Source organism: Philodulcilactobacillus myokonensis (genome assembly GCF_027923585.1).
GTDB classification, from domain to species: domain Bacteria; phylum Bacillota; class Bacilli; order Lactobacillales; family Lactobacillaceae; genus Philodulcilactobacillus; species Philodulcilactobacillus myokonensis.
This window is the reverse complement of record NZ_BRPL01000004.1, coordinates 178,748-199,210: the sequence shown is the minus strand read 5'-3', so window position 1 is coordinate 199,210 and position 20,463 is coordinate 178,748. Positions and strand designations below refer to the sequence as shown.

Genomic DNA, 20,463 nt, shown 5'->3' with positions numbered 1-20,463 from the left:
GAATTTTAAATGGACTGGTGGTTTCGTTTATTGCTTACTGATTCTTGTTTATTTTTGTCTACGTCGTTCTAGATATCATTATGATCTACATGATTGCTGTTCCGATCATTCAGTAGTTAATGATTTTATTTATCATTACCATGCTGACAATGGCGTCATATCCAATCATAATGAAGATGAAGAAATTTAAATGATATAATGCTTTACAAATGATTCGTATGGGTTTATATTATTATCAATGTAATTGAATTGATATTAAACGAAGGGGATGAATGATATGATGGCTAAAAAAATTATGATTATGTCAGATTGTATTAGTATGATTTGTGAATGTCATAACAATTGTAGCTATCATAATTAATCATTGTCCTAATTGTTAAATCATAAAATTAATCGAAATATAATATGTTTTGAAGGAATTAAATGATTGGTAGCTATTAGTGAATTAAGTTACTAACCTTTTAATTCCTTTATTTTATTTAGGAGGTTTATTAAATGAGAATCGGAATATCTGCCCAGCCAAGTTTTAGTTATACCAGTGGATTCAAAATGATCCGTTCGGAGTTTCCCCAAAGTGTCTTAGATGTTTGCTCTAAAATGCATGTAACACCCATCATCATGCCAGCAACCCAGTCTGATGAAGATATTATCAGTATTTTAAAGATGGTTGACGGCGTTATTATTACCGGTGGTAGTGATGTTTCATCTGATTTATACGGACAGCATCATTTAGATTTTCAAAAAATTGATGCCATGCCATCGCAGTCAAGAAAACGCGATTTATTCGAATTACGTTTAATTAAACTTGCGACCCATTTTAATAAACCCGTCCTTGGAATCTGCCGTGGAATTCAAATTATTAACGTTGCATTTGGCGGAACTCTTTATCAAGATATTGATACGTATTTTGATGATCTTTCTCATCAAATCAAGCATTTTCAGGATGATGAATCGAGCAAACCAACCCACTATGTCGATATTAAACGTGAAAGTATGTTATATGATAGTGTCGGTTCACGTCCGAAGGTAAATTCATTTCATCATCAGGCAATTGATCAAGTTGGTCATGGTTTATCAGTCGTTGCTAAAGCTCCTGATGGTGTAATCGAAGGTGTTGAATCAGCAGATAATTTAGTTCAGGGTGTTCAATGGCATCCTGAACAACTGTGGAAGAAACATCCAATTCAAGAAAATATTTTTAAAGATTTCTTTAGCCGTGCAAAGTCTTTAACCCGAAGTAGTTATACGAGAGTAGTTTAATTTAAAACTAAAATATGAATACGCTAATTGATAACTTTTCAGTTACCGATTAGCGTATTTTTTTATTAAATTAAATATACTGTGGAAATTTATTCAATTTTGCTTTATAATATTAAATAATTAAAATCTGATTAGATTTTAATTAAGAATGGAGGCAATTAATATGTTGAATGATTTTGGAAAAGTCATTGCCGATAAAAAATTATTAGCTCAGCTATCTGATTTTTATACCGGAATTGAAGTTGAAATGGACCGGGTTGATCAAAATGGTAGGTTAAGCACCGATCCGTATCCAAAAGAATTGGGGAATCAAGCGACTAATCCATGGATTACGAATGATTATTTAGAATCAATGTCTGAAGTAGTAACGCCACCGGCCAAAAATGCACTTGATGCTTTGCAATATCTATACGGTATCAATGGGGTTTTAAGGAATGCATTGAATCATGAACAGTATCTATGGCCATTATCAATGCCGCCGATTCTTCCTAAGCATAAAACCAAGGCAATTTTAGCTAAAGCTGGCGGTGAAAAAGAAAAGTATCTAAAACAAATTTTTGATCGCCGGGGATTATCGGTCGGAACTCCTAATGGCGTTCACGTTAATATGAGTGTTAAAGATGATGTTTTAAATCCTCTATATCATAATTTAAAAGATCAATATCCAAATAAAGCTAAATTAAAAGATCGACTATACATAATAGTTGCACAAGGTTTCATGCGTTATCGTTGGTTACTTACATATTTATTTGGTGCTAGTCCACTTGCTGAAAAGAATTATTTTGAATCTAATCACCAGCCAGGTCATTACGTTCGAAGTTTGCGACAAAGTTCGACCTATGGTTTTGTTGATCCGGTTGCTGGGGATTATTCTAGTGTTTCAAACTATGCCAAACGGATTTTAGATTCAGTTGCTGATCATAAACTATTGCGGGATGCAGAATTTCATGGTGCCGTTCGTCTGAAGGGTGATTCTGATTTACATCAATTACCGAAAAATGGTGTTCATTACATCGAATTGCGGATGCTTGATCTAGATCCCAGTAGTTTAGTCGGGGTTCGAAACGATACTTTATTATTCTTTAGGTTCTTGATGACATACTTCATCATGAATCAACCACTTAAAACATCATCAGTTAACGATGTCTTAGCAGAAGCTGATAAAAGAAATGAAGAAGTCACCTTGGAAAGTCCGCTTTCAAAATGTAAATATTATGAAGAGGGACTTCAATTTATTAAACAATTAAGGACCTTTGCCAGTAAATTTCAAGTGGGACCAGATTTAAAAGAAATGTTATCTGATATGGAATTTAGATTAAATCATCCAAGGATGACACCCAGTGGCCGCTTGCTTGATCATATCAGGAACCATTCTTTATTGGATTATGGGATGATGCGTGCGAAGGAATATCAAAAGTATGCACTAGAATCCAATTATAAATATCAAGGATTTAAAGATAAACATGGATTAGTTTCAGAGGATGAACTAAAGAAACATTTATTCAATGGTAGTTGGGATTTTGAATCATAGATAAAATGCTCTCGATATTAAATCGGGAGCATTTTAATTTAATTTTTGAAAGCTAGGGTAGTTCTGTTTTAATTTATCAAAAGATGTGCAAATTGTTTTGTCATTTGATATAAAAATAACTTTATCATTTGGATTAATAAGGTTAGTATCATGGGTGATACAGATAATAATTTGATTACTATGAAATTGATTGAGATATTGATATACTTTCTTCTTAAGATCAACATCTAATGCTGCAGTGGCTTCATCTAAGATTAAAATATCACTACGCCTGACAATAGCACGGATTAATGAAATTCTTTGTTTCTGTCCACCCGATAAATTAGCTCCATTATTAACAATTTTCTGGTTGATAAGATTTTGATTGATTTTAAAGTAATTAAATAACTTCAATATTTTTTCGTGTGTTGGAATATTTTTCAATCCATAAATTAAATTGTTATAAATAGTATCATTAAATAGGGTGGTATCCTGTGAAACTAAAGATATATTTTTTCTTAATGAATTTAAATTTAAAGTTTTTAGATCATGATGATTATAATAAATTTTTCCCTTATAATTTTTTATGAATCCTAGCATACAATTTATTAATGTTGTTTTACCAATCCCTGAAGACCCAATTACATATATCATTTGTCCGCGTTTAATATTAGTATTTAGATTATTGATTCTTACATTTTTAAATTGATCAAAAGAAAACTGACGAAATTTAATTTCATTGATTGGACCATTAATTTTCATAATTATATTTTATTAGTACCAAAGTATTTAAATATTAAAATATCATAGTACTTTAATTCCAATTCCATGGATTTTGACGCCATTTCTTAAGGAGTGCTAACTCTTCTTTATCAACGAATCCCTGGTCACTTGCTAGTTGAATTAAAGTGGAGTAGTTGGTGACAGTATCAAATTTAACATCAGCAGCCTTAAAATTCTTTTCACTATCTTGAAGTTGGTATGAAAAAATGGCAGCGACACCAAGAACATCAATCCCAGCTTTTTTAACTGCCTTAGTGGCGTTTAGAACGCTTTTACCAGTTGAAATTAAATCATCGATTAAAACGACCTTAGCATTTTCTGGTAAGTGACCTTCAATTTGTTTCCCAGTTCCATGATCCTTGGGATGAGAACGAACATAAATCATTGGAAGCTTCATTTTATCAGCGACGATAGCAGCGTGGGGAACACCCGCGGTGGCAACGCCACCAATTGCATTTACATCTGGATATTTGGTCTTGATTAATTTGACTAGTGTATTTGCAATGGTATCCCTAACCTTAGGATAACCAATCGTTTTACGATTATCAGTGTAAATAGGTGACTTAATGCCACTGGCCCATTGAAATGGTTTCTTCGGTGATAGCAAAACAGCGTGAATCTTTAGTAATTGTTCGGCAACTTGTTTATTATTCATATTAAAAAATCCCCATTCTTTTTAAAATGCTTTGACTATTTTTTGGTATGCTTTAACTGGATCAGATGCTTTGGTGATTGCACGGCCAACAACAATCCCATTACTTCCTAATTGGTGTGCCTTTTCGGGTGTGACAACTCGCTTTTGATCATCATTGGAATTATTTACCAACCGGATTCCTGGGTTGATACATTTAAAATCATTGCCAGTTGCTTTGTGAATCATTGGGTCTTCTAAGGCCGATGAAATCGTTCCATCAATGCCACATTGGTATGCCATTTTAGCAAGGTGGGTCACCGACGTTTTGAGGTCCACGGAAATTAATTGATCCCTCTGCATTTGTTCTTCAGAAGTGGAAGTTAATTGGGTAACCGCTAAAATTTTAAGATGTTTCTTACTATTTTCAGCACCACGTTTAGCGGCTTTTAGCATTACTTCACCACCCGATGCATGAACCGTAATCAATTGAACATCTAATTTAGCTAACTGCTTAACCGCTTTTTCAACGATGCTTGGAATATCGTATAATTTAAGATCTAGGAAAACCTTAATTCCCTTTGCTCTTAAATCCTTCACAATCTGAGGACCTTCACTGTAAAATAGTTCCATCCCAATTTTGACAAATAATTTTTCAGGATGCTGAAATTGATTTAAAAAGTTCATGACTTCCAATCGGTTTCTAAAATCTAATGCAATGATCACTGGTGACAATGAAATTCCTCCTATCAAGCCAAATTAAAAAGACGGTTCTCCTAATCCAGAGGGGAAACCGTCTTATACTTTGATTGGCATCATTTAATTGTTCAAAAATTATCAAGGACCCTCTCTGGAGTATGTTTATTGATAATTGAATTTAATTTTCATTTATTAAGATTAGCACGTCATAATTTAAAAAGCAATGATGAAAAATGTAATTTGGACTTGTGCCCAAATCAAATTAATGCTAATATACAGATGGTCTGTAAATCAATTACATACCTTTAAGGCAATCCAGTGAGTTTGCCAAGGTTAGTGATCAAGTGAACAATGATTAATTACTGATCCCTAACTTGGTAAGCTTTCTGATGCAATATTCAGGAAGCTTTTTTAATACAGTTTATCAATAAATTTGTTCCAGAGAGGGCAAGTTGATATTGACTTTATGCAACTAGAATAAAGAATATCAAACGACCATTTCTCTGATTAGAAATGGTCGTTTTTCATATTTAGGGGGATTATTAAGATGAAAAATTTTTTGAACATCAACAGATTATCTAAGGATGAACTTCATTCGTTAATTACATTGGCTCATGATTTTAAAAATGGGAAAAAAGCTCAATTAAAAAAGCCAGTTTATGGTGCTAATTTGTTCTTTGAAAACAGCACTAGAACCCATAGTTCATTCCAAATGGCCGAATTAAAGTTAGGAATGAAATTAATTGGCATCAACCCCAGTACTAGTTCAGTTACTAAGGGTGAATCATTAAGTGATACGATTAAAACCCTCCAAGCAATTGGTGTGGATGTCGTTGTCATCAGACATCCTAAGACTGGTTGGTATCAAGGCATTGATACTGATCCTCGCGTTAGACTTTCATTAGTTAACGCTGGTGATGGCCATGGTCAACACCCATCACAAAGTCTTTTAGACTTAATGACGATTACAGAAGAATTCGGTCGCTTCAATTTAAACGGTTTAAATATCGGTATTTTTGGCGATTTGTCACATTCAAGAGTTGCACGTTCTAACGCGCAGCTCTTTTTTGACCTCGGAGCAAATGTTTACTTCAGTGGTCCTAAGAAGTGGTATCCAAAAGATTTTGATCAATATGGAAAATTTATTGAACCAGAAGATGTTGACAAACTCTTGCCAAAGTTAGACGTTGTCATGGAACTACGGGTTCAATTAGAACGGTTTGATCAATCAGCAGCGGGCAGTTTTACACCTAAAGCATACTATGAAAAATATGGTTTATCAGATGCTAAGGCCCATTTAATGAAGAAAACATCCATTATCATGCATCCAGCACCCGTTAACCGTGGCGTTGAAATTGCTTCCGATTTAGTTGAAGCACCACAATCGAGAATTTTTAAACAAATGCATAATGGCGTTTACGCCAGAATGGCAATCTTATATTCAGTTTTAAAATCCATGAATTTAATCGAGGAGCCTGAATATGAACACATTAATTAAAAATGTGGTTTTGCATCATCATGAAACATCAATTTTAATTCATGATCAAAAAATCGTTAAAATTGCTCCTGAAATTGATGTTAGTGCTGACAAAGTCATTGATGGGCAACATAACATTGTCATTCCAGGATTAATTGATACCCACGTTCATTTCAGGGATCCTGGCCTGGAATATAAAGAAAATATTCACACTGGCAGTTTGGCAGCTGCCCACGGTGGCTTCACAACCGTCTGTGCGATGCCAAATGTGAAACCGGTGGTGGATACGCCCAAGAAACTGCAGCAAATGTTTCAACGCAACCAAGAACGTAGTGTGATTAATACGCAACAATTTGGTGCGATTTCGAATGACTTAACTGCTAACCACATTGATGATATCAAACAAATGGCAAAATTAGGTGCTGTTGGTTTCACAAACGATGGACATGGCGTTCAGAATGCAGATACAATGTATCAAGCTATGAAAGCATGCCAAAAGATTAATAAACCGTTGGTCGCCCACGTTGAAGATGATAACTTCATTCATGGCGGGGTGATGAATGCTGGAAAAGCAAGCACTAAATTGGGATTGCCAGGAATGTCTAAATTAAGTGAAACAACACAATTGGCCCGTGATTTGGTCATGGCTGAAGCAACTGGTGTTCACTACCACGTTGCCCACATTTCAACCAAAAAGTCAGTTGAATTGGTTAGAATTGCAAAGGCTCATGGCATCAATGTAACCGCTGAAGTTTCACCCCATCATTTATTCTTAGACGATGAAATGATCACGCGTGATAATCCCATGATGAAAATGAATCCACCGTTGAGAACCCCTGAGGATCGGCGGGCTTTAATCGGTGGCTTGCTAGATGGCACGATTGATACTGTTGCAACCGACCATGCGCCCCATAGTAAGGAAGAAAAAAGTGGCTCCATGATGTCAGCTTCATTTGGGATCGTTGGTTTAGAAACATCGTTTAGCTTGATGTATACGCGCTTTGTAAAAAGTGGCCTTGTCAGTTTAACGACCTTATTAAAATGGATGTCACATCAACCAGCTAAATTGTTTCAATTAGAAGATCCGCAAATTAAAGTCGGCCATCATGCCAACCTTTCAATTATGGATGTAGATCATCCATTTAAAATCAATCCGGAACACTTTCTATCAAAAGGGAAGAATACCCCGTTTGCAGGATATAAAGTTTACGGTCAAACGATGGTGACTATCTGTAATGGAAAAATCGTTTATCAAAATAAGTAAGGAGTTAATTCAATGCAACCACAAATGACAGCTCAAATCGGTAATTTTACATTTAAGCACCTTTTTCTAAACGCATCCGGTGTCTATTGCCGAACCAAACAAAACTTAGATGATTTATTAGATAATCAAGCCACCGGCGGCATTGTAACTAAGAGTGCCACTTTAAGATCAAGGAAGGGGAATCCTAATCCTCGCTATCACAGTATTTTGAATGGTGCCGGATCGATTAATTCAATGGGATTACCTAATTATGGTTTGCAATACTATTTGGATTATTTACTTAGTAAATCGTTTGATAAGCCGACGATTCTATCGGTTGCCGGAACATCATTCGATGAAAACATTGAACTATTGAAACAAATTCAGGATTCAGATTATCAGGGGATGACGGAATTAAATTTATCGTGTCCGAACGTCGTTGGCAAACCCCAGATTGCTTATGATTTTGAAACGACCAATAAAATTTTAACCGAAGTGTTTAAATTTTTTAAGAAACCAATTGGCGTTAAGTTACCGCCATACTTTGATTTAAACCATTTTGACCAGATTGCTAAAATTTTGAATCAATTTCCATTAGACCACGTCAACTCAATTAATTCGGTTGGGAACGGCTTATGGATTGATATTGAAACCGAATCAGTCGTCATCAAACCGAAAAAAGGTTTTGGTGGCATTGGCGGGAAAATGGTCTTGCCGACTGGTTTAGCTAACGTTCGTGCATTAAGGGAACGCTTAAAACCATCAATTAAGATGATTGGCACGGGTGGAATTACTTCCGGAAAAGATGTTTTTGCCTATTTATTATGTGGTGCCGACTTAGTTTCAGTTGGAACCCAATTGGGAATCGAAAGCCCTAAAATCTTCAACCGATTAGAAAGCGAGTTAGCAGCAATTATGGTTGAAAAAGGCTATACTTCTGTTAACGAATTTAGAGGAAAGTTAAAGTCACTAGAATAATCAATCACAAAGGAAGATTTAAAATGGATCCAATTCATATTACTTCGGAAATCGGCAAAATGAAAACTGTCATTTTAAAACGGCCTGGAAAAGAAATTGAAAACTTTACCCCACGGATGATGTCGAGATTGCTGTTTGATGAAACGCCATACTTGCCAATTGCTCAAAAAGAGCACGATACATTCGCCAGTGTTTTAAAACAATACGGCGTAAATGTTTTGTATTTGGAAAAAATGGCCAAGGAAGCATTGAATCATGGCGGTCCCCAAGTTAAATCAGCATTCTTAGATCGAATGTTAACTGAATCAAATTACCCGAGTGGCGTGATTCATGATGCTTTAAAGGAATATTTGAACAGCATGGATACTCAAACGATGGTTAATAAAATTATCGCGGGGGTTCGGAAGAACGAACTGCACATTGTTTATAACGATTTAGCTAGTAGTGTTTCTGATAATCCATACCCGTTTTACATGGATCCAATGCCGAATATTTACTTTACACGTGATATGTCAGCATTTATTGGCAATGGCGTTAGCATTAATCATATGACGTTTGCTGCCAGGAAGCGTGAATCACTATTTAATGAATTAATTTTGAATTACCATCCCATGTTCGAGGGGCAAAACATTCCTGTCTGGCGGAATCGAAACCACACGTATTCTCACATTGAAGGCGGGGATGAACAGGTTTTAAGTGAACACGTGATTGCGATTGGAATTTCACAGCGAACAACTGCTAAAGCAATTCAAGAAATGGCACAAAAACTGTTTCAAAAGAGTTCCTTTAATAAGGTGATTGCGATTCAAATTCCGCATAACCATGCAATGATGCATTTAGACACCGTTTTCACAATGGTTAATTATGACCAATTCACGATGTATCCCGGAATTTTAAATCAAAATGATGATATTAATATTTACGTGTTAACACCAGGGAAAGATGGTAAAATCGAATATAAACATCGGACTAACTTGAAACAAACTTTGAAAGATGCTTTACATTTGAGTGAATTGGATATCATCCCAACCGGTAACGGTGATCCCATCATGGCCGAACGTGAGCAGTGGAATGATGGATCGAATACTTTAACAATTGCACCGGGGACTGTGATTACCTATGATAGAAATTATGTTTCGAACCGACTTCTAAAAGAACATGGGATTAACGTCATCACGGTACCATCAAGTGAACTATCAAGGGGCCGCGGCGGTCCAAGGTGTATGAGTTGTCCAGTTGTTAGAGCAGACATTTAAATTTGAATTAAAGGGTGGATTAATTATGACAAATCATTTTGAACAAAATATTTTTAAGGGTCGCAGCGTTTTATCAGAAAAAGATTTTAATGCGGATGAATTGAACTACTTAATCGATTTTGGTCTTCATTTGAAAACTTTGAAGAAGAATCATATTCCTCACCATTATTTGGAAGGTAAAAATTTTGCTTTAATTTTTGAAAAACCGTCAACTAGAACCCGTTCGTCATTCGTAATTGCTGCAAATGATCTGGGTGCCCATCCTGAATATTTGGGTAAGAATGACATTCATTTAGGGGATGGTGAGTCCGTTGAAGATACTGCTAAAGTTTTAGGCAGCATGTACGATGGAATCGAATTCCGTGGCTTTAAACAAAGTACTGTTAATACACTTGCTAAATATAGTGGCGTGCCAGTCTGGAATGGTTTAACGGATGAATGGCATCCAACTCAAATGTTAGCTGATTTCATGACAGTCAAAGAGAACTTTGGTCATATTAAAGGAATTAACTTAACCTTTATGGGTGATGGCCGTAATAACATGGCTAATTCATTATTAGTTACCGGTGCCATTTTAGGGGTCAATGTTCATATCGTTGCTCCAAAACAACTATTCCCAAGTAGAGCAACCCAGAAGATGGCTAATCAATACGCTGCTAAGTCAGGTGCTAAGTTAATGATTACCGATGACATTGATAAGGGATTAAAGGGATCTAACGTTGTCTACACCGACGTCTGGGTTTCAATGGGCGAAACGAACTGGAAAGAACGGGTTCAGTTATTGAAACCATATCAAGTTAACATGGCAGCTTTAAAGAAGACTCAGATTCCTGATGATCAATTAATTTTCATGCACTGTTTACCAGCATTTCACGATGATAAGACCAGTGAAGGCAAAGAAATTGAAGATAAATACGGTTTATCAGAACTAGAAGTTACCGATGAAGTCTTCAGAAGTAAATACGCACACCAATTTGAAGAAGCAGAAAACCGGATGCACTCCATTAAAGCAATGATGGCTGCCACTGCTGGTGATTTGTTTATTCCAAAAGTTTAAACATTTGAACCGATTTGTCACTTAGAAATGATTTAGATTGAAATTGATAATTAAAGATTAATAATACTTACACCATGGGATTTAAAGATATTTCATTGAATTAAAAAATGTCTTTAAATCTTTTTTAGTTTATTTTGATGTTATCAATCACCATGAAAAGGGTAATAATGGAGCTACGTCAAAAAATACGGGAGATTATTAGATTGAAAGTAAAAGAAATTTCATTTGTGGGAATTTTTGCAGCATTATTAATTTTGTTTTCACTAATTACAATCCCAACGCCGCTAGTTCCATTTACACTTCAGACGCTAGCCGTTTTGATTATTGGTGGAACTCTAAGACCGAAACTGGCCATTTCAACCGTGGCTTTATACCTATTATTAGGTTTTGTGGGTTTACCAGTCTTTGCTGGTGGTGCCTCATCCGGTCCAGCATCATTCTTATTGCCAACGGGTGGTTTTCTGATTTCATTTTTACTGGAAGTTAGTTTCTTATCCATCATGACCAGTAAGTTTGTGAAATATGATCACTACAGCTTCGTGTATCCATTACTAGCAAGTGTGATCAACCTGGTCTTTGGCTGGATCTGGTTTAAATTTGATACGGGGATGACTTGGAAAGTTAGCCTGTTTACTTCTTTAGTCCCATTCATTATTCCGGAAATTGTGAAGTGTGTGATTTCCACGTTCGTCAGCCAAAAACTACGAGTCATTATTCACAATAAATGATGGGAAGTAATAAAATGATAATGAATACATTTGAGACTAAACGAGATCATTTAACGATTCGCGGACGAATTTACCAATCACAACCAAAATCAGGAAAACGGGTCATCATTATCTGCCACGGTTATGGTTCCGACATGATTTCAGCTAGCCGTTATGCTAAATCAATTGTAGAACCAGGATTTGATGCAATTGTGTTTGATTTTTGTGGATCGGGTAACCACCGTTGCAAAAGTGATGGTGACTATCAAAACAATAGCGTTTTAACCGAAATTGCAGATTTAAAACAGATTGTAAGATACGTTCAGTCGTTGAACTATCAAGAAATTGATTTGATGGGTTGTTCACAGGGCGGCTATGTTGCCGGTGTGACTGCTGGTCAGATGCCAGATGTTTTTCAACACTTAGTCTTGTTCTATCCTGGCTACTGCATTCAAGATGACATGAATGATGGTCACGTTAAAATTACTGACAAAAATTTAACTAATTTACCATGGGGTAAATATAATGTGCATTACATCCCACTGGGTCAAAAATACGTTGATGATGCGAAGGACTTCGATATTTGGAAAATCATTGGCAACTTTAAAAAGCCAGTGTTGATATGTCATGGCACAAGTGATCACATTGTGAACATTAAGTATAGTCAAAAAGCAATGCAAATTTATCAAAATGCCGAACTATTTAAAATTCTGGGTGCTGACCATGTTTTTCATGGTGCTGATCAGGAGATGGCAATGAAAAAGGTAAATCAATTTTTGAAATAAAAGATAGACTAAAAGGCGGAAGATTATTTTTGATCTTTCGTCTTTTTATTATTAGCATTAATTATTAATATTATTCTTATAGCCAGCGCAATTACTGGAATTATATTATGTAAAGTAAAATATTAAATTTATTCATGAATTTTCAAGCAGAATGTGGTTTAATGTAGGAAATAGATTGAAAGTGATGATCGAATTGCAGGATGCTATAAAAATTACTAACTGGATGCGAGTTAATAACCATATCTATTATCATCCGGAAGATTTGAATTTACATTTTAATAAAAAAATAGAATCGGTTAATTTATTTCCGGTTGCTAAAATTAATTATTTATTGTATTTCATTCAAGGATTATCTTTGGCCTTATATGATCAGCGTGCATTTTATAATGAAATCAAAAGGGGTTTTCATGACGTTTACTTACCAGACGTTAATCACAAGTATAAGCATAATTTATCCCATTTATTGTACGATAAGATGAATCTTGATAATAATACTTTTGATCAATCAGTTAAACAAAATGATATTGATGATTACTTTCAAATTGAAGATAATCACCAATTAATGCGGGTTATTAACGTCATTACTAATCTATTTAATGATCGTTATCAAGACATGATTCATGAACGGCATCTTGAAAAAGATATGGTGGAATACAATCTATTTTTATATGCAAAAATTATCAGAAAAAAATTAGTAAAAACTGATGCTGTTCAATTAACCAGAAATTACCGGACCATTCGACCTGAACTAATTCAACGTGATTTTAAAAAACGACTAAATAACTATGAATTTCATCATTATTTATACCGTGGATATTTCAAATTATAATCAAAAATAACTAGATATTGTTAGAAATATCTAGTTATTTGTTTTTATTTGATAATCTTTAAAGAATAAATGGTAGAATAATAGGCATATGATACTAATAAAAACGATTGGAATTGCGATAAAGCTTGATAACATCCAGGTGGTTAAATGAAGTGTTAGTAAATCAATGATAAAAATAATTTCAACGGTTTCTGCTTCATATTCGATTGGGCGATCCTTAAATAATGGCAACGACAGGTATTGGTTCATATGGTTAGCATTATGGTAGGAAATCATTAAGTATTCCTGCCTCATTAATGAGAGTGCGATTAATAAAAGGATGGCAGCCATCTTACTACCATTATGAACGAATGATAAGATGGTGAACGGCGTTGCAAATGCATGAATAATAACACGAATTAATAACGAAGCGGCAGCACACAATATCATGATATTAGAAATTGTGATGACCATTCTTGATTTGTTATACCTTGATATAAATTTTTCCTTCGGTGTGTTTCTTTCCATATAATATAAATGCCTCGGTTGTTTAGTTTTCAAAATTTCATAGACCAACAATATGTAAAGTGTATAATAAAGGTTTTATCTTTGCAAATTCGCGTTAAATTAGACTTTTGAAAGAACTGAATTAATTTTGTATGTATATAAAAATGTAAAATTAAAATATCGTCACTGGCCACTAAAATGGTATCAGATGTTAAATATATTTGTTTTAGTTTATTGGTTGATTCGTTACAATTTGATTAATTCCTATTCGGTTGTCCTGTTTAACCAAAATTTAACGAGTTACTTTACCTTATTGTTTAATTCTATTAATTCTAATCAGGGGCTTAAGATTTTGCTTGTGACGTTATTATTAACCTTTGTATTTCTGCTATTTTTAACGCCGATGGTTGATTTTTTGAATATTTTTAAACCAATTCATATTAATCAAAAACGGTTTGTCCCGGAATACATTGTGAAACGATTTTGGTTCGCATTAGCTTACCCATTAATTAGTGATACTTGGCTGATTGTCTTTACATTTTGCTTGATTTCAACCAGTTTTAATTTCAATATTTACTTTATGTTTTATTTACTCATCATTTCAATCACTAATTTAATCGGTATCATTCGACAACTATCGAGTAATCATAATGATTTAGATTATCGGTTGGGCATTACTACTTTTAAAGATAAGTATGAAGTTGCTAAACGCGGACAAATCGTTCAACCAGGCCACGTTAAAATGGATATGCTGATTTGTTTTTATCGGCATCCATATCAATTTAATGCTAAGGATGATAAATTTTATTTAGCTAAACGAATTGGCAGTCATATTGAATTGATTCACCAATTCAACTCCTATGTTGACGCACAACAATTGTTTAATGATTATATGAATACTGTAAAACAAGATTAATATTCAACAATAAATAAAGTACACCTAGATGAATTAAAAATCTAGATGTACTTTTAGTTTACAAAATTAAAAAATATTTATTATTAAATTCAATTGAATAATTCTGATTTTATATTATATTAAAGCTGTGTTACAAATATTACATAATTATTACAAGAAAGAAGCAGTAATATGCAATTTAATTTAATGAAAAAATCAGCATTACTATTGGCAACTTTAGGCTTGATTACACCATTAGCATTAAGCGGTAACGCTAGTGCTAAGAAAACTGAAAAGCCATTTTTTAAAACAGTTAAAATTCATTTTACCAATAAAAAAGTGAATGAAGAATACTATTTTGGTGCTAATTCAAAAGGCCAGTACCAACGTGGATATAATTACCGGGTTAGACCAGGTGACGTATTTACCACTAATGATGGCCATCACATTGGAACCTGGAAATTAAGAAAGCAATTATTTAAGATTACTCAAATTAAGGAATTAACCCATTCAGTTGCAGGAGCAATTGTATATTATATGACCTCTAGAAATCATAAGTATATTGGATACGTTGATGGAGCTTCTGTTTATAATCAGAACATTTTGCATGGTGTTACCAAGCAGGATCAGTATCAAGATAAATCAAGTGCTCTTGCTGACAAAGTTTTTGATCATGTTTATAAAACTCATAAATTAACAAAATTTGATAAAAAGGAATTGAAATTAGCACGTCGAATTGCATTAAAAGTTAGTAATAAGGGAAATCGCGATGCAATCTTAGCTGATATTCACGATGCTGCTAAAGGGATGTAAATTAAAATTAATTTTTTAATCGAAAATGGTTGAATAATACTTATTTTATGTTATATTAAAGTTGCGTTACAAATATTACAAAAATATTACAAAAAGGATGTTACATGATGAAATTCAATTTGATGAGAAAATCTGCTTTAGCTGTTGCTGCTTTAGGTTTAGTTGCTCCATTAGCATTAAGTAACAATGTTGGTGCTAAAAAGGTTGTTAAACCATCATTCAGAACCGTTCGAGTTGTTTATACTAATAAACCAGTTCGTGATTCAAGTTACTTTGGCGCCAATGCTAAAGGACAATACCAACGTGGTTATCACTACCTATTAAAATCTGGGTACACTTTAACAACTAAGAAGGGCCATGTTATTAAGACTAGCCGCCTTAAGGGTCAATTATTCAAGATCACTAAGATTACTGTAATGAAGAACGTTGGAACTGGTGCTACTCGTTACTACGTATCATCTAAGAATGGTAAATATGTTGGTTTCGTTGATAATGCCGCTGTTTACAATAAGAATGTTCTCCGTGGTAAGAAAGCAGTTACTAAAAGAACTGTAAAACCACGTTTTAGAAATGTCCGAATTGCTTATACCAATAAACCTGTTAGAACCACTAATTATTTTGGCGCCAATGCTAAGGGACAATACCAACGTGGATACCATTACTTATTAAAATCTGATTACACTTTAACAACTAAAAATGGGCGTGTCATTAAAACCAATCGTCTTAAAAACCAATTATTTAAGATCAATAAGATTACAGTAATGACTAACGTTGGAACTGGTGCTACTCGTTATTACGTATCATCTAAGAATGGTAAATATGCTGGTTTCGTTGATAATGCCGCTGTTTACAATAAGAATGTTCAACACAGTAAGAAAACTGCTGCGAAGAAATCTCATAAGGTTTCAAAACTTCACAATGCAAAAGTTTCTCACCATGCACGTAAAACAAATGGACGCAGAAACCGTAAATAATTTAAATTAAAATTAATAAAAACGCTTGAATCCCATGGATTCAAGCGTTTTGTAGTTTTTACTATCACTAATCATTATGATATAATAATAAAAGTTATTAAAGGAGATTTGTGATTTAAAATGAATTTTAAGAAACTATTAATTACATTGATGGCGGTGATTAACGTCATTATGACATTTGGCGTTGCTAACAATGCCCGTGCTAGTTCGGTTCCAGGAATAAAAAATCATTACTGGCGGACTTATCGCAGGGTGTATCTTAAGCACCATGTGATAGCTGAAAGAATTCACTGTGTTAATCCAATATATCAAGGACAACGAATTCAACTTAAACGGATCAAACGTGGTTCAAAAGTATTTGTAATGGGAACCAGGACTAGTTACCCGTGGTACATTAAGGGTAAGAAATTCCGAAATACCAGTACTGATTTCTGGGTCGTTAATCGCTCAAGCTCGAAGTGGCTATCACTTCATCGGCCATCATCTCATAGGTAAATTAATTAAGCATTTCTTAGTGTAATTTTAAACATTTAGGGGTGCTTATTTTTTGTGCTAAAATGGTCATGCTAGATAATAATTATTCTAAAGAAGGAGGTCAATTACCATGTTGGATTACAGTAAAGAACCGCATGGTGTCTTCATGTGGATTGATAATAAATCTTTTTACGCTAGCGTTGAAAGTATCATGCTGGGATTAAATCCAATGAAGTCGGTTTTGGTCGTTCTGTCTGAAAATGATAATACGAACGGTGGATTGATTTTGGCAACTTCACCCCAGGCGAAAAAGCGATACAACCTCAGTAATGTGGATCGCAAACGTGATTTACCCAATGATCCTAATATGATAATTGTGCCGCCCCGGATGAATTTATACATTAAAAAGAATCTTGAGATTAATCAAATTTTTACCCATTTTACGGAGGATAAATATGTCTATCCGTATTCAATTGATGAATCAGTTTTAGACATGACTCACACTTGGCAACTATTTGGTGATTCACCAAAACAAGTGGCCAGAAGAATTCAAAAAACTGTCAAAAGAAAATTGGGTTTATATACAACGGTTGGCATCGGTGAAAATCCACTTCAATCCAAAGTGGCATTGGATATTCTTGCTAAACATGATTTCCAGATGATGGGGACCTTAACCTATGAAACATTTGGAAAAAAGCTGTGGGATGTCAAACCACTGAATAAAGTGTGGAGTATTGGTAAAAATACGGCAAAGCACTTAAATCGTTACGGAATTGAAACTTTAGGAGATTTAGCCCATACCAATCCATTTTGGTTAAAGTCTCAGATGGGTGTGATTGGCGGCCAGCTGTTTGCCATTGCGAATGGGATTGACCGTGCTCAATTAGATCAGCCGGTGCGGGCTAAGAGCAAGAGTGTTGGAAATTCCCAAGTTTTACCACATGACTACGTTCATCAAGATGAAATTGAAGTCGTGATTAAGGAAATGGGCGAACAGGTTGCTTCTAGGCTCAGGCATTTGGGTAAACAAGCGAAAGATATTCACTTAACAGTTAATTACAGTTTTAATGCCCGAGGAAAAGGATATGGAAAGGGATTTTCACATAGTCATCAAATCAAAGCAACGGACCAAACACCCGTTTTGAACCAAGCATTGATTCAAATTTTTAAGCGATATTGGCGAAAGGGTGCTAGTGTTCGCAAAATAACGGTGAGTTACCATCAATTAACGAAAGTCACCCATGAACAATTAGATTTGTTTCATCACCATAAGCAGCAAGCTAAATCATCTAACGTTGATAAAGTGATCGATCATATTCGGGAAAAATTTGGGAATGATGCCATTATTCATCCGTACAGTTTGGAAAAAGGTGCCACCCGCATTAAACGGAATGGTTTAGTAGGCGGCCATAATGGCGGCAATGCATTTAAGTAAAGTGAGTTGATAAGAATTGGAAAATGATGCATTTAAACGGGATGCTCAAATTGTTTTGCAACGAATCCATCCCTGGTTCAAGGGTTTATCCAATGTGTTTTATTACTTAATTATCGTTAAGGATTATTATGATCATCGAATTAATTTTTATTTTGAGATTAAACGAAAGCATCAATTAACAAGGGCAGTGCCGCTGCATTCAATTCCGATTGATTTTGATCGGTTAATCGCTATTTTAGTGGAGTTTCGAAAAAGCAGTCAACTGGCAATTGTTTACCGCCAATTTGAAAAACGGGAAGTTAAATTAATTAAACAGGGGGTTCGAAGCAATGGTCGTCAAGCATCCAGTTAGTGATAAAGTTGCACAGAATTTTATTGATCATTATTACTATGACCGCGGAATGATGAAGTGGCATGGTTTTATGCTTAGTGACCATGTCGCTTCTCTAAAACAGGTTAAGCACCATAAAATTATTCAAAAGCAACGCCGGCAGAATCATGATGTACTATTGAAAGCAATTGAACATGCTGCATCCAGCCATCGTGCTATGATTGCTCAAATTAATATTTATGAACGGGATCATTTTGATTTGTATGGAGTAATTTTAGGGATGCAACATGGAATTGTGTTTATCAATAGTAGTGATGCGGTCGTGCGAGTAAAATTATCAGATGTCGAAAACGTTAGGATGAAATAAATCCTAATTTTACTTAATCTTTACCTAAAATGTACTTGGAATTTACAATCGTTTGTTACTCTATGATTGTACCAAGAAAGGTGGGATTGAGTTGCATCAAATTAGAAGAATGATTGAAGCTTCTGGCTTAATTGGTTTGCTAGTGTTTTTGTTTCTCGGTTCAGGAATGGCAAGTGCAAAACATGTTCATCGTTCGAGAGCCAAACGCAATACTGTTACAATTTATTTAGCCCGGCATGGCCAAACAACTGGGAACGTGATGACCCTGGATGAAGGTTGGGATGACTACCCATTGACTCCAAAGGGTGATCAGGTTGCTAAAGATGTCGGTGCTGGGCTACGTGGCATTCATTTCACGGATGCTGCTTGCGGTAAGCTAATCAGACATTTGGATACGATTAAAGATATGCTTGATTATTCGAACAATAGTAATGTTACCGTATTATAGAAATAATATCATAATTTAGCCATATTTAAAATTTCTTAACTAATGACACGTTATTAACGTTAATTTTGTTAAAATAGTAATAGACTATTTATGAAGGGTTGGAAAGTTTTTGAATAAATTTGTTAAAATTGGTTTGATTTTTTTAATGACCATTTTAGTTTTGATGACGCCTAAAATGGCAAATGCTAAACGGGTTCGCCGAACACATCCTAAAATCGTTACGATTTATTTAGCCCGCCATGGACAAACGGCAGGGAATGTGATGAAGTTGGATGAGGGATGGGATGATTACCCACTCACTAGTCATGGAATACAAGTTGCCCGCGAAGTCGGTGCTGGTTTACACGGCATTCGTTTCACGGAAGTTGCTTGTGGAAAATTGGTTCGTCAGATGGATACGATGAAGAACATGCTCGATTACTCTGGTAATGGAAGAGTAATTGTTCACGAAACACCGTTGTTTAGAGAAGCTGGCGGTGGTAAGTATGAAATGATAACTTGGCCGAAAGAAGACCAGTTGATTTGTAACTATTTTCATGTGAAGAATAAAGCAGAACTGCATCAAAGATTTGGCATTCATTATGTTGATCAGGTTAACCAAGCAATTCATAATTTAGATCATAATGCCAGTAGCATTCCGAGAGCGGAAAGTGCAAACCAGGTAATTAATCGGATGTCAAAAGGTATTAGAATGGTTGCTAAGGATACGAATAAAAAGCACGGGAAAAATGCTTTGGTCGTAAGTTCTGCTGATAGTATCAGTGCATACCTCTCTGAGTATGATCATAATTTGAGTCGACATGATCGAGATATTTTATCACATGAAGCCATTCCAAATGCTGGAATTACTAAAATTACTTACAATCTTAAGACTAATCGAATCCATTTTGGACCGCTTGGTGATTTAAGCTATGCTAAAAAGGGAATGCATTATCTAAAGCATCATCACGTTAAACCAATGAAAACGATGCAAGTTGAATATGAAGAATGAATGTATAAAAAATAACTCTCTAAAATTTAGGGAG

The 20,463-nt window shown here is 34.8% G+C and carries 23 protein-coding genes; 19 read left to right on the top strand and 4 right to left on the bottom strand.

Going from position 1 to position 20,463, the window contains the following annotated elements:
- Positions 1-495 precede the first annotated feature (495 nt).
- Together WR164_RS08210 and WR164_RS08205 are read left to right on the top strand one after the other, a co-directional pair.
- Positions 496-1,260: a gamma-glutamyl-gamma-aminobutyrate hydrolase family protein gene (locus tag WR164_RS08210; protein ID WP_286137131.1), complete on the top strand. Its 765-nt coding sequence runs from the start codon at positions 496-498 to the stop codon at positions 1,258-1,260.
- 163 nt (positions 1,261-1,423) lie between these two features.
- On the top strand, positions 1,424-2,791 hold the full coding sequence (locus tag WR164_RS08205) for a glutamate--cysteine ligase (protein WP_286137130.1): 1,368 nt from the start codon (positions 1,424-1,426) through the stop codon (positions 2,789-2,791).
- Between the two features lie 33 nt (positions 2,792-2,824).
- Here the strand turns inward: WR164_RS08205 and WR164_RS08200 are convergent, their stop codons facing one another.
- From WR164_RS08200 to pyrF, 3 genes are read right to left on the bottom strand one after another with little or no spacing between them, the layout of a single operon-like run.
- Positions 2,825-3,532, bottom strand: a complete 708-nt coding sequence (locus WR164_RS08200; protein ID WP_286137129.1) for an ATP-binding cassette domain-containing protein — start codon at positions 3,530-3,532, stop codon at positions 2,825-2,827.
- A gap of 52 nt (positions 3,533-3,584) precedes the next feature.
- The gene (pyrE, locus tag WR164_RS08195; RefSeq protein WP_286137128.1) at positions 3,585-4,208 is read right to left on the bottom strand and encodes an orotate phosphoribosyltransferase; all 624 of its coding nucleotides are present in this window, start codon (positions 4,206-4,208) and stop codon (positions 3,585-3,587) included.
- Positions 4,209-4,229: 21 nt separating this feature from the next.
- Positions 4,230-4,919: an orotidine-5'-phosphate decarboxylase gene (pyrF, locus tag WR164_RS08190; RefSeq protein ID WP_373876927.1), complete on the bottom strand. Its 690-nt coding sequence runs from the start codon at positions 4,917-4,919 to the stop codon at positions 4,230-4,232.
- 511 nt (positions 4,920-5,430) lie between these two features.
- Between pyrF and WR164_RS08185 the strand changes: the two genes are divergently transcribed.
- The 8 genes from WR164_RS08185 to WR164_RS08150 all read left to right on the top strand — a co-directional run bounded on the left by WR164_RS08185 (position 5,431) and on the right by WR164_RS08150 (position 13,215).
- A complete protein-coding gene (locus WR164_RS08185; RefSeq protein WP_286137127.1) occupies positions 5,431-6,381 on the top strand; it encodes an aspartate carbamoyltransferase catalytic subunit in 951 nt (316 codons plus the stop codon).
- Positions 6,365-7,624 (top strand): dihydroorotase, encoded by a 1,260-nt coding sequence (gene pyrC / locus WR164_RS08180; protein ID WP_286137126.1) that lies wholly within the window; start codon positions 6,365-6,367, stop codon positions 7,622-7,624. The genes WR164_RS08185 and pyrC overlap by 17 nt, the downstream gene beginning before the upstream one ends.
- Before the next feature lie 12 nt (positions 7,625-7,636).
- A complete protein-coding gene (locus WR164_RS08175) occupies positions 7,637-8,581 on the top strand; it encodes a dihydroorotate oxidase (protein ID WP_286137125.1) in 945 nt (314 codons plus the stop codon).
- A gap of 23 nt (positions 8,582-8,604) precedes the next feature.
- Positions 8,605-9,837 carry an arginine deiminase gene (arcA, locus tag WR164_RS08170; protein ID WP_286137124.1) on the top strand — a complete coding sequence of 411 codons (1,233 nt, stop codon included), beginning with the start codon at positions 8,605-8,607 and terminating at the stop codon, positions 9,835-9,837.
- A 25-nt stretch (positions 9,838-9,862) separates the two neighbouring features.
- The gene (gene argF / locus WR164_RS08165) at positions 9,863-10,894 is read left to right on the top strand and encodes an ornithine carbamoyltransferase (RefSeq protein ID WP_286137123.1); all 1,032 of its coding nucleotides are present in this window, start codon (positions 9,863-9,865) and stop codon (positions 10,892-10,894) included.
- Positions 10,895-11,097: 203 nt separating this feature from the next.
- Positions 11,098-11,622 (top strand): biotin transporter BioY, encoded by a 525-nt coding sequence (locus tag WR164_RS08160; protein ID WP_286137122.1) that lies wholly within the window; start codon positions 11,098-11,100, stop codon positions 11,620-11,622.
- Between the two features lie 14 nt (positions 11,623-11,636).
- Positions 11,637-12,386 (top strand): alpha/beta hydrolase, encoded by a 750-nt coding sequence (locus WR164_RS08155; protein ID WP_286137121.1) that lies wholly within the window; start codon positions 11,637-11,639, stop codon positions 12,384-12,386.
- 175 nt (positions 12,387-12,561) lie between these two features.
- On the top strand, positions 12,562-13,215 hold the full coding sequence (locus tag WR164_RS08150) for a hypothetical protein (RefSeq protein WP_286137120.1): 654 nt from the start codon (positions 12,562-12,564) through the stop codon (positions 13,213-13,215).
- A gap of 30 nt (positions 13,216-13,245) precedes the next feature.
- Here WR164_RS08150 and WR164_RS08145 read toward each other — a convergent pair whose 3' ends face one another.
- Entirely contained in the window at positions 13,246-13,722 is a 477-nt protein-coding gene (locus WR164_RS08145; RefSeq protein WP_286137119.1) for a hypothetical protein, read from the bottom strand.
- Between the two features lie 331 nt (positions 13,723-14,053).
- Here WR164_RS08145 and WR164_RS08140 point away from each other — a divergent pair, with 331 nt between their 5' ends.
- The 9 genes from WR164_RS08140 to WR164_RS08100 all read left to right on the top strand — a co-directional run bounded on the left by WR164_RS08140 (position 14,054) and on the right by WR164_RS08100 (position 20,429).
- Positions 14,054-14,617 (top strand): hypothetical protein, encoded by a 564-nt coding sequence (locus WR164_RS08140; protein WP_286137118.1) that lies wholly within the window; start codon positions 14,054-14,056, stop codon positions 14,615-14,617.
- A 171-nt stretch (positions 14,618-14,788) separates the two neighbouring features.
- Entirely contained in the window at positions 14,789-15,409 is a 621-nt protein-coding gene (locus WR164_RS08135) for a hypothetical protein (RefSeq protein ID WP_286137117.1), read from the top strand.
- A 107-nt stretch (positions 15,410-15,516) separates the two neighbouring features.
- Complete coding sequence (locus WR164_RS08130; RefSeq protein ID WP_286137116.1) at positions 15,517-16,383, top strand: hypothetical protein; 867 nt, start codon at positions 15,517-15,519, stop codon at positions 16,381-16,383.
- A gap of 120 nt (positions 16,384-16,503) precedes the next feature.
- A complete protein-coding gene (locus WR164_RS08125) occupies positions 16,504-16,878 on the top strand; it encodes a hypothetical protein (protein WP_286137115.1) in 375 nt (124 codons plus the stop codon).
- Between the two features lie 112 nt (positions 16,879-16,990).
- Positions 16,991-18,292, top strand: a complete 1,302-nt coding sequence (locus WR164_RS08120; RefSeq protein WP_286137176.1) for a Y-family DNA polymerase — start codon at positions 16,991-16,993, stop codon at positions 18,290-18,292.
- A 16-nt stretch (positions 18,293-18,308) separates the two neighbouring features.
- On the top strand, positions 18,309-18,644 hold the full coding sequence (locus WR164_RS08115; protein WP_286137114.1) for a hypothetical protein: 336 nt from the start codon (positions 18,309-18,311) through the stop codon (positions 18,642-18,644).
- Complete coding sequence (locus tag WR164_RS08110; RefSeq protein WP_286137112.1) at positions 18,622-18,990, top strand: hypothetical protein; 369 nt, start codon at positions 18,622-18,624, stop codon at positions 18,988-18,990. The genes WR164_RS08115 and WR164_RS08110 overlap by 23 nt, the downstream gene beginning before the upstream one ends.
- Positions 18,991-19,081: 91 nt before the next feature.
- Positions 19,082-19,438 carry a histidine phosphatase family protein gene (locus WR164_RS08105; protein ID WP_286137111.1) on the top strand — a complete coding sequence of 119 codons (357 nt, stop codon included), beginning with the start codon at positions 19,082-19,084 and terminating at the stop codon, positions 19,436-19,438.
- 109 nt (positions 19,439-19,547) lie between these two features.
- On the top strand, positions 19,548-20,429 hold the full coding sequence (locus WR164_RS08100; protein WP_286137110.1) for a histidine phosphatase family protein: 882 nt from the start codon (positions 19,548-19,550) through the stop codon (positions 20,427-20,429).
- Positions 20,430-20,463: the final 34 nt, after the last annotated feature.